General features: G+C 68.5%; 12 protein-coding genes. 4 read left to right on the top strand and 8 right to left on the bottom strand.

The window, feature by feature from the left end; genetic code table 11:
• Positions 1-148: 148 nt before the first annotated feature.
• Both VNJ47_04325 and VNJ47_04320 read left to right on the top strand, forming a co-directional pair.
• Positions 149-445, top strand: coding sequence for a hypothetical protein (locus tag VNJ47_04325; protein ID HXG28057.1), 297 nt, complete (start codon positions 149-151; stop codon positions 443-445).
• Positions 442-1,068, top strand: a complete 627-nt coding sequence (locus VNJ47_04320) for a lysoplasmalogenase (protein HXG28056.1) — start codon at positions 442-444, stop codon at positions 1,066-1,068. Before VNJ47_04325 ends, VNJ47_04320 begins: the two co-directional genes overlap by 4 nt.
• Before the next feature lie 67 nt (positions 1,069-1,135).
• Here the strand turns inward: VNJ47_04320 and VNJ47_04315 are convergent, their stop codons facing one another.
• A complete protein-coding gene (locus tag VNJ47_04315; GenBank protein ID HXG28055.1) occupies positions 1,136-2,149 on the bottom strand; it encodes a ParM/StbA family protein in 1,014 nt (337 codons plus the stop codon).
• Positions 2,150-2,301: 152 nt separating this feature from the next.
• Here VNJ47_04315 and VNJ47_04310 point away from each other — a divergent pair, with 152 nt between their 5' ends.
• Positions 2,302-2,865, top strand: coding sequence for a hypothetical protein (locus VNJ47_04310; GenBank protein HXG28054.1), 564 nt, complete (start codon positions 2,302-2,304; stop codon positions 2,863-2,865).
• Between the two features lie 10 nt (positions 2,866-2,875).
• Here VNJ47_04310 and VNJ47_04305 read toward each other — a convergent pair whose 3' ends face one another.
• The 5 genes from VNJ47_04305 to VNJ47_04285 all read right to left on the bottom strand — a co-directional run bounded on the left by VNJ47_04305 (position 2,876) and on the right by VNJ47_04285 (position 6,529).
• Positions 2,876-4,225, bottom strand: coding sequence for an ATP-binding protein (locus VNJ47_04305; protein ID HXG28053.1), 1,350 nt, complete (start codon positions 4,223-4,225; stop codon positions 2,876-2,878).
• Between the two features lie 47 nt (positions 4,226-4,272).
• Positions 4,273-4,965, bottom strand: coding sequence for a response regulator transcription factor (locus VNJ47_04300; protein HXG28052.1), 693 nt, complete (start codon positions 4,963-4,965; stop codon positions 4,273-4,275).
• A complete protein-coding gene (locus tag VNJ47_04295) occupies positions 4,965-5,294 on the bottom strand; it encodes a PepSY domain-containing protein (protein HXG28051.1) in 330 nt (109 codons plus the stop codon). The genes VNJ47_04300 and VNJ47_04295 overlap by 1 nt, the downstream gene beginning before the upstream one ends.
• Positions 5,295-5,328: 34 nt before the next feature.
• Positions 5,329-5,898, bottom strand: coding sequence for a glycine zipper 2TM domain-containing protein (locus VNJ47_04290; GenBank protein ID HXG28050.1), 570 nt, complete (start codon positions 5,896-5,898; stop codon positions 5,329-5,331).
• A 70-nt stretch (positions 5,899-5,968) separates the two neighbouring features.
• Positions 5,969-6,529 carry a hypothetical protein gene (locus VNJ47_04285; protein ID HXG28049.1) on the bottom strand — a complete coding sequence of 187 codons (561 nt, stop codon included), beginning with the start codon at positions 6,527-6,529 and terminating at the stop codon, positions 5,969-5,971.
• A 186-nt stretch (positions 6,530-6,715) separates the two neighbouring features.
• Here VNJ47_04285 and VNJ47_04280 point away from each other — a divergent pair, with 186 nt between their 5' ends.
• Positions 6,716-7,567: a secretin N-terminal domain-containing protein gene (locus tag VNJ47_04280; GenBank protein HXG28048.1), complete on the top strand. Its 852-nt coding sequence runs from the start codon at positions 6,716-6,718 to the stop codon at positions 7,565-7,567.
• A 147-nt stretch (positions 7,568-7,714) separates the two neighbouring features.
• Here the strand turns inward: VNJ47_04280 and VNJ47_04275 are convergent, their stop codons facing one another.
• Complete coding sequence (locus tag VNJ47_04275; protein ID HXG28047.1) at positions 7,715-8,374, bottom strand: general secretion pathway protein GspB; 660 nt, start codon at positions 8,372-8,374, stop codon at positions 7,715-7,717.
• The coding region (locus VNJ47_04270) for a peptidoglycan-binding protein (protein ID HXG28046.1) at positions 8,374-8,874 on the bottom strand (501 nt) is incomplete at its 5' end. The genes VNJ47_04275 and VNJ47_04270, both read right to left, overlap by 1 nt.

Below are 8,874 nucleotides of genomic sequence, written 5' to 3'. Positions count from 1 at the left end.
CGACCGTCAGCACCGCCAGCCCATATCCCAGAATCCGCATGCCAGCCTCCACGTCAGGAGCTCCATTCTGCCGCGACAGGCGGCGCGCGGCCAACCGCCCTGCCGCGCGACTTGCGCGCGCCGGCGCGACACCGCATGCTCGCGGGCCATGAACGACGTGCTTGACCATTTCCCTGCGCCGCTCGGGCCGCTGGCCGGCTTGCGCGTGGTGAAGCTGGCGGCCGGCGACGACTACGCGCAGGCGCTGGAGCGCGGCCTGCAGGTCTGGGTGCAGGCACTGCAGGGGCATGCGCACGTTTGCGGGCGCGAGCTGCGCCAGGGCCAGGGCGTGCTGCTGCGCGATGAAACCCTGCTGGCCGGGTATGCCGAGGCCGACAGCCTGCTGCTGGTGGCCGAGATCAGGCTCGCTGGCGGCAACCACCCCCCCTCCCAAGGCGCAGCATGAATACGCCACTGGTCGCACTGATCGCCGTCTCGACGGCGCTGACCATCCTCGGCAAGTACCGCAGCCCGGCGCTGCTGTACTTCTTCAAGCCGCTGACCATCGGCCTGATCATCCTGCTGGCCTGGCTGACGGGATCGGCGCAGCCCGACCGCTACTTCTGGCTGATTCTCGCCGGCCTGGCGTTCTCGGCCGCAGGCGACGTGTTCCTGATGCTGCCGCGCGACCGCTTCGTGCCCGGCCTGGTCAGCTTTCTGATCGCCCATCTCCTTTATATCGCCGCGTTCAGCGCGCCGGCGGGCCTGCTGAGCGCGCCGCTGCTGGCTCTGCCCTATCTGGCCGCGGCCGGCGGGCTGCTGCTGGTGCTGCTGCCGAAGACCGGCCGGCTGGCGCTGCCCGTGGGGGTGTACGCAGCCGCGCTGGCGGCGATGGGCTGGCAGGCGGCGAGCCGCTGGGATGCGCTGCAGGACACGGCCAGCCTGTGCGCCATGCTCGGCGCGATCCTGTTCCTCGTCTCGGACGGGGTGCTGGCGATCAACCGCTTCGTGCGCCCTTTCCGGGCCGCCGAGCTGCTCCTGCTGTCCACCTATTTCGCCGCGCAGACCCTGATCGCATTGTCGGTGTAGCCGCCGGCGCGGGGTCGTTGGATTCCAGCCGTTGTGAGCGCCGCCCGACTCGGCGCAGCAGGCTCAATCAACGATTCCAGAGGTGGACGCCGTACTTCCAGTAGCCGCGCACGTTGTTGAGGCGCGCATCGCGCGCGGTGTCGGCCGCCAGCACGTCGCCGCGCAGCAGCGGTTGCAGCTGCGGATAGAGCACGGCGCCGCCACCGCCCGTCACCACCACCGTGTCGATGTCCCAGTCGTCGGCCCACAGCCGCTCGACCTCCGCGGCGACGGTGGCGGCCAGCTGGCCGAAGGCATGCTGCACCAGCGGCCTGAGGTCGTGGGTCTTGCCGTGGATCTTGATCGAGCCGCGACTGACCGCGTCGTACAGGCGGTACAGCTCGATGTTGACACCGCTCACATCCTGCAGCGCCGTCGCGATCATGGCGAAGGCCTTGGCGATGCCGGAATCGGTGGTCTGACTGCCGCGCTCGGAATAGCGGGTCTTGTCGCAGATGGTGTAGTCGGCGGTGCGGAAGCCGATGTCGATGACGCCGATCTTCTCGGTCAGGAAGCGCTTGTCGCTGGCCTTGCCGATGTCGTTGAAGATGAGGTCGAAGACCGAGCCGAAGGGCTGCGGGATCACGCGCACCTTGTCGATGCTGATCACGGTTTCCTGCATGTGGCCGGCGGCGTCGGTGACCTTGAGCGTGTGGCGGCCGGTGAGCTGGGCGCTCAGCTCATCCTTGTGGCGGCGGTAGTAGCTGACCGGCAGGCCGGTGACGACCTGCACCGGCACGTTGCGTTCGGTCATCAGCGACAACCCAGCCAGCGCCAGCGTCTTGGCGAACTTGGCGATCATCTGGCTCTGGTCGAGGGTATAGGCGCGGCCCTTGCTCTGACGCTCGGCCAGCTCGCCGACGTAGATGGCGTGGCCGTCGATCTCCAGCTGCAGGTGCGGCTCGGGTGTCAGCGGCTTGAGCAGTTGCTCGCGGAACTGGATATCGGCAGCTTCGCCGATGACCGACTTGAACAGTTGGGAATCGCGTCCGTTGGTGACCTTGGTAAAGCCGAAGCCGATGTCGATGCCGCGAATTTCCACGCCATTCCCCCGAAAAACCGCTCGAATCCGCGCAGACTTTTAGCATGCCGGGTCTAAACGGTCAAAAAAACCGCGCCTGTTCCGCGCGCGGCGTCGTTGCCATAATGCGCGCTGGATGGACTTGCGCCACGCCGGCGCCGGGATGACACCCCATGCACACGCGACACCACTGGCTGCTGTGGCCGGGACTGCTGGCGGCGGGTCCCTTGGTCATTGTGTTGCTATACCTGGTCGGGGCCGAGCACTGGCGCGGCGAAGAAAAAAGAATCAACGAAGCCTTTGCCGTCGGCATCCTGGCACTGACCGTCACGCTGCTCGTGCTGCGCAGTGCCTGGCAGCGCAGCCTGCTGCATCTGCTGCTGGGCGGGTTCGCAGCCGCTGCCCTGCTGCGGGAAATCCACTACGACTGGACCGACCGGGGCGTGTATGTCCTGCTCCTGCTCTTGATCGGGCTGGCCTGGGGGTGGCGCGAGCGGCTGGCGCCCGCGGCCCGCAGCGGCAGCTTCCTGCCCTGGTTCAAGGGCGCGCTGGCGGCTTACCTGTTGAGTGTGCTGGTGTCGCGGCGCGTGTTCCGGGACCTGCTGCCGAACGAGCCGCTGATGCACGTGCCGATCGAGGAAGTCATGGAGAACCTGGCGCACAGCCTGCTGTTGGTCAGCGCACTGGTGGGCAGCTGGCACAGGCAGGCCGGCGTCACCGCGCCGCCGCTGCGCTGACCACCCGCGCTCAACTCAGCGGTAACCCAAGACGCACGCAGCCGCCGCCGAGCGGCGAGCGCTCGAGGTGGATCTCGCCCTCGTAGGCTTGCAGGATGTCGGCCACCACCGCCAGGCCGATGCCCTGGCCGTCCACCTGCGTGTCGGCACGTACCCCGCGCCGGAGCAGCGCGGCGCTATCGTCCGGGAAACCGGGGCCGTCATCCTCGACCAGCAGCCAGCTGCGCTGTGCCTCGTCCACGCTGCGCACCCGCACGTGGCCCTTGCACCATTTGCTGGCGTTGTCGAGTAGATTGCCGAGCATCTCCATGAGGTCACCCTCGTCCATGCGCCAGCCATAGCGCGGTGACAGCTCGATCTGGTACCGGATACGCTTGTCGCGATACACCTTGTCGAGCGCCGCACACAGCTTGTCCACCAGCGGCCGCAGCGGCACCGGCGCGCTCAGGCGCCGACCGCCGGCGGCGGCGGCGCGCTTGAGCTGGTAGTCCACGATCTGGCGCATGCGGCCCAGCTGCTCGCGCAGCCGGGCCTGCAACGCGTCCGGCAGGTTTCCGCGTTCGGCCTCGCCGGTCAGCACCGCCAGCGGTGTCTTCAGGCTGTGCGCCAGGTCATCGAGCGCGTGGCGATAGCGTGTCTGCTGCTGGCGCTCGTTGCGCAGCATGGCGTTCAGGCCGCGTGCCAGTGGCCGGATCTCGTCCGGGTAGTCGCCGGCGATCTCGGACTGGCTGCCAGCCTCGATCGCGCGCAGCTCCGACTCCAGCCGTCGCAGCGGCGACAGGCTCCAGTGCAACATCAGCCATTGCAGCGCCAGCAGCAGGGCGGCGGGCACCGCCAGCCACAGCCACAGCGTGCGACGGAAGCGCTGTGCCTGGGTCTCGAAGTCGGCGCTGCTCTCGGCAGCGATGAACGTGTAGCGCCGGGTCTGTTCGCCGCTGGTCCAGCTGACGCCGAGGCTCAGCGCGAACAGCAGCCGCGATTCGGCATCGCGGATCAGGCGGAAACGCCAGATGCCGGCGTCGTGTGCCGGCGCCACCGACAGATAGCCGAGCAACGAGGGCGACTGCCACACGACGTCGCCGACCTCGTCGAGGATCAGCGCATACAGACCGGAGTCGGGGTGGATCAGCCGCGGGTCGCGCAGCTCGCCCTCGTTCACCTGCAGCAGCCCCTGCCCGTCGCTGTCGCTCGCGCCGAGCAGCGCGTAGATCAGACCCTGCAGTTTGTCCTGCTCGGCCTGCTCGGCGCGGTCGTGGTAGGCGCGCTCCAGTGCCAGCGCCGTGAGGACCACGAATGCGGCAAGGATGATCGTGGCCGCCAGCAGCAGCCGCGCACGCAGCGAGTTCATGCGAAAGCGCATGCGGCTATCCTAACCGGCAAACCGGCGCCGCGAGCGGCGGCGGGCGGTTACCCGTCCTGGCCGTTGATACGGGGCAGGTTCAGGCGATAGCCGCGGCCGCGCAGGGTCTCGATCGGGTTGAGCGTGCCGTCCGGGTCGAGCTTCAGCCGCAGGCGGCGGATGAAGACCTCGATCACGTTGCTGTCGCGCTCGGTCTCGTCCTCGTAGATGTGCTCGGCCAGCGTGGTCTTGGACGCCACCTCGCCGGCGTGGAGCATGAGGTAGTGCAGGATCTTGTACTCGTAGGCAGTGAGCTCCACCGGCTGGCCGGACTTGGTGACCTGCTGGCGCGTCGTGTCCATGGTCAGCGGGCCGCATTGCAGGACCGGCTGCGCCCAGCCACCGCTGCGGCGGATCAGCGCGCGCACGCGCGCCAGCATCTCCTCCGGCTGGAAGGGCTTGACCAGGTAATCGTCGGCCCCCGCCTCCAGGCCCTCGACCTTGCTCTGCCAGCGGTCGCGCGCGGTCAGGATTAGGATGGGAAAAGAACGGCCTTGCTTGCGCACCTGGCGGATCAGGTCGATACCCGACAGCTGCGGCAGCCCGATGTCCACCACCGCCGCATCGAGCGGGAACTCGGTGGCGCGGTACAGGCCTTCCTGCCCGTCCGGCGCGGTATCCACCGCGTAGCCCGCGGCGCGCAACTGGCTCGACAGCTGCTCGCGCAGCGCCGGATCGTCTTCGACAACGAGTACTCGCATCAGTCCTCCAGCGCGTCCACGTCTACCGTACGCACGTTGCCGTTGTTCGACAACAGTTTGATCCGGTAGCGCGCAGGCGCATCGTCGGGTTGCAGCAGATCCACCGACAGCACACGGCCGCCGTGCTCGCGCTGGGCGCGGCGCGCGGCCTCGTCGCGGCTCAGCACGCCCTTGCGCGACTCCCAGCGCCGCTCGTCGTCGCCGTGCCGCTCGCGCCCGCCACGCTGCTCGGCACGTTCGCGCCGGTCCGGGCGGGCGTCGGCCGGCACCGCCAGCGATCCGAGCAGGATCGCCGCGGCCACCAGCGCGAGTAGCGGGGATTTGCGCATGCCGGCAGTTTAGTTCGGAGCCGGATCCGCGGCATCAGCCGCTGGCCGGGGTCACCGTGAGCGTCACCGGGAAGCGGGCCGGCGGCGGGCTCGCCATCCGCGTGGTGTAGACCTGGCCCTGGTAACGGTAGGTCACGTCATAGCCGTCCGGCTGCAGCTCGGTGCGCGAGCCCTTGACCGTGTCGCAACGTTCCTCGTAGCGCGTGCGCTGCACGGTCTGCGGCGCGTTCTTGCGCTTGGCCCGCTCGTAGCCGAGGTAGCCGCCGGCGGCAGCGCCGAGCACGGTCGCCGCATCACGCTTGCTGCCGTTCACCACCTGGTTGCCGATCACGCCGCCGATCAGGCCGCCGACGATCACGTTGGTCGGCACGCTGGTCTGCTCGCCGCGCACCGTCTGCGTATAGGTCACCGGCACCTGGCGGCACTCGCGGCTCGTGGTCGGCACCTGCACTTCCTTGGTGACAGGCACGGCCGAGATCAGCTCGGCATAGCCGTCGTCCGCGGCCAGCTGCAGGTCGCCCTGCGCGATCTTGTAGCCACCGTAACCGGCGGCGCCCACCGCCAGGGGGGCGGCCAGCGCACCGGCGATCATCAGCTTGTTCATGACGAATCCTCCTGACTGGTTTTGAATGCCATCAGCCTATCCAGGCCGGCTGAATCGAGCCTTAACCCCGTCACACGCCCTCGGGGGTCACGCTGACCTGCACCCGCAGGCGCTTGCCGGGATCGTAGGGCAGCCGGGTGTGGTAGGTCTGGCCGCCATAGCGGTAGCTGACGTCATAACCTTCGATCCGCTGCTCGGTGCGGTGCTCCTGCACCGTGCGGCAGCGCCGCTCGTAGGTGACGTACTCCTTCGCCTCGGCCTGCTGCTTGGCCGCGCGGTTGGCGCCGATCGAGGCACCGATCAGCGCGCCCAGGGCGGTGGCGGCGTCACGCTTGCTGCCGTTCACCGCCTGGTTGGCAATCACGCCGCCGATCACGCCGCCGGTGACGGTCTGGGCGGTCACGCCCCAATGCTTGTTGTCCTCACGCCGAGTCACCGGCTCCTGCCAGCATTCTTCGCGCGGGGTGGTGATCTCGACCTCGCGATACACCGGCCTTGAGCTGATCACGTCGGCATAGGTCGAGCTGACGAAGCGCTCGTCTGCCTCGTGCGAGGCCAGCGCAGCCGGCCCGGCGAGCGTAGCGACCAGCAAGCCCGCGGAACCCGCAAACACCTTCTTGAACCTGTTCATGGTCATCTCCTCGTTGTGGTCCGAACCGCGCTATGGTCCGCGGCACGAGGCCACTGTAGGCAAGCGCGACTGAATCGGGACTTAACCGGAGCGCCTTGTTGTAAAAGAAGTTTTCGTTAAGCGGCCATTCAGACGGCGGCAGCGGTAGAGGCGTATCATGGATTCTGGAACCACCCGGAGCCCAGCATGCGCCACGCGGTCCGCTGTCTCGCCCTGCTTGCCCTGCTGGCAGCATCCGGCCTGGCGGCGGAAACCGTGTTCGAGATCATCGAGCTGCGCCACCGCTCGGCCGAGGAGCTGCTGCCGGTGCTGCGTCCGCTGGTCGAACCCGAGGGCACGATCGGCTCGGTGCAGAACAAGCTGATCGTGCGCGCACCGCGCGCCAACATGGCCGAACTGCGCAGGCTGGTGGCGCAGCTCGACGCCGCTCCACGCCAGCTGCTGGTGACCGTGCGCCAGGGCAGCCAGCGCGACAGCCGGACGCGCGCCGTCGGCGTGTCCGGCACGCTGGAATCCGGCGACGTGACCGTGGAGGTGCCACCGACGATCGATCCGACGCTGCCGGGGATCGGCGTGGACAGCGGCGATGCCGCGGTGGAACTGCGCGGCGGGCGGCGCGAGACACAAGACAGGAACGACGACGACCAGCAGCTAAGGGTGCTGGAGGGGAGCGAGGCGGTGATCTACGTCGGCCAGGCGGTGCCTTATTCCACCAAGACGCTCGGGCCCGGCGGCCTGGTGAGCGAGACGGTCCAGTTCCGGGAGGTGCTGACCGGTTTTGTGGTGCGCCCGCGGGTGCAGGGCGACCAGGTGGTGCTGGACATCAGCCCGCAGCAGGAAAGCCCCAGCACCGAACCGGGCGGCGCCATCAGCGTGTCGCGCCTGAGCACCAGCGTCAGCGGGCGGCTGGGCGAATGGATCGACCTCGGTGCGGTGACCCAGCAGTCAAGCACCGAAACCCGCGGCGACTTTTCGCGCAGCCGGACCGACAGCGAGGCGCGCCGTCAGGTGCTGATCAAGGTCGAAGTGCTGCCCTGAAAAATTTGGACAGGATAAACAGGAACCTCAGGATTGACAGGATCAAGATATCTTTTCTCGCAAGAAAACTTTCTTACCCGTAAATCCTGATAATCCTGTTCCTCCTGTCCATTTCCTGCTCGTGTTTTTCAGGCCGCAATCACGTCACTACGGCAGCAGCAGAAACTCCTGTCCTTGATAAGACAGCACCGCGCCCTCCGGCACGATCTCCACCACCTGCGGCCCCTCGGCCAGGCGCTCGCCCGGCTTGTACTTGCGCAGATTGATCATCACGAAGCTGCGCCCGGGCACGGTGGTATAGAAATGCGCGTCCATTTTCATCTCCGGCAGGCTGCGCCGGAACTCCGCTGGCATATCGCGCAGCGCAGTGCGCTCGTGGACCTCTGCTGCCGCATCGATGGCCGGGGACTCCGCCACGTCGGCTTCCGCCACCTCCGGTGACGGCTCGGGCGCCGGCCCCTTCAGCGGTTCCGGCGGCAGGGCGGCGACCGGCGGCTCGCTGATCGGCTCCTCCACCACCGTGGTCGGCGGGGGCAGGTAGTCCGCCACTGCCGGTGGTGGTGCGGGCGGCAGGTCGACCGGCGCCGGTTCTACCTGCGCCAGCGGCTGTGACGTTTCCGGTGCGCCCGGGCGCAGCAGCCAGAACGCCAGTACGCCAGCGTTCACCAGCAGCGCGACAGCCAGCAGCCAAGGCCAGAGTCGGCGTGGCGTTTCCACCCGCGGCGCAGCCGCCACCTCGAGCGTGGGCACCTGGCCGAGGTTGCGTTCGCGCTCGGCCTTGCGCAGCGCCTCGAGGATGTAGGACATCAGCCCGCCTCCGGTGCGCTCAGCCGCGGTGTATCCGCCGCCGGAGTCAAGTTACCGAGCAGGATCTGGGTGCGGGCGCCGGCCAGGCCATCGGCGGTGATGCCCCGCCCGGTCTGGAATGCGCGCACGCGACGCCGCAATTCTTCATCGAAGCGCTCGGCTCCGGGCCCTGACAACACCGGCAAGCCGTCCGCCAGCGACAGCTGGCGGCGCAGCCACAGCACCGGCTCGCCCGTCGTGGACGGGCCAATCAGGGCCTCGCCCGAGGCCGGGCGCCAAACCAGCAGGAAGTCGCCGGCCCAGAAACGCTCCAGTTCGGCGCGCGGGACACGGCGCAGCCCCTCCGGGAACTCCAGCACGGTGTCGTCGCCGTGCAGCCCGCGCAGCAGTACCTCGCGGATCTCGCCGCTGTCCAGGCGCAGCGACAGCAACGCCGGCCGGTCGTAGCGCCGCAGCTCGCTCCAGCCACCGCTACCGCTCAGGCATAGCAGGCCGCGCGC

Source organism: Nevskiales bacterium (assembly GCA_035574475.1).
Classification (GTDB): Bacteria; Pseudomonadota; Gammaproteobacteria; order Nevskiales; family DATLYR01; genus DATLYR01.
The sequence above is the reverse complement of the archived record's forward strand: the minus strand, read 5'-3'. Positions and strand labels throughout refer to the sequence as shown.

Bases quoted from the DNA above. Each gene is read 5' to 3' on its own strand.
- VNJ47_04310 (HXG28054.1), top strand. From the start codon at position 2,302: ATGCACACGCGACACCACTGGCTGCTGTGGCCGGGACTGCTGGCGGCG.
- VNJ47_04325 (HXG28057.1), top strand. From the start codon at position 149: ATGAACGACGTGCTTGACCATTTCCCTGCGCCGCTCGGGCCGCTGGCC.
- VNJ47_04275 (HXG28047.1), bottom strand. From the start codon at position 8,374: ATGTCCTACATCCTCGAGGCGCTGCGCAAGGCCGAGCGCGAACGCAAC.
- VNJ47_04295 (HXG28051.1), bottom strand. From the start codon at position 5,294: ATGCGCAAATCCCCGCTACTCGCGCTGGTGGCCGCGGCGATCCTGCTC.
- VNJ47_04305 (HXG28053.1), bottom strand. From the start codon at position 4,225: ATGCGCTTTCGCATGAACTCGCTGCGTGCGCGGCTGCTGCTGGCGGCC.
- VNJ47_04290 (HXG28050.1), bottom strand. From the start codon at position 5,898: ATGAACAAGCTGATGATCGCCGGTGCGCTGGCCGCCCCCCTGGCGGTG.
- VNJ47_04300 (HXG28052.1), bottom strand. From the start codon at position 4,965: ATGCGAGTACTCGTTGTCGAAGACGATCCGGCGCTGCGCGAGCAGCTG.
- VNJ47_04280 (HXG28048.1), top strand. From the start codon at position 6,716: ATGCGCCACGCGGTCCGCTGTCTCGCCCTGCTTGCCCTGCTGGCAGCA.
- VNJ47_04285 (HXG28049.1), bottom strand. From the start codon at position 6,529: ATGAACAGGTTCAAGAAGGTGTTTGCGGGTTCCGCGGGCTTGCTGGTC.
- VNJ47_04320 (HXG28056.1), top strand. From the start codon at position 442: ATGAATACGCCACTGGTCGCACTGATCGCCGTCTCGACGGCGCTGACC.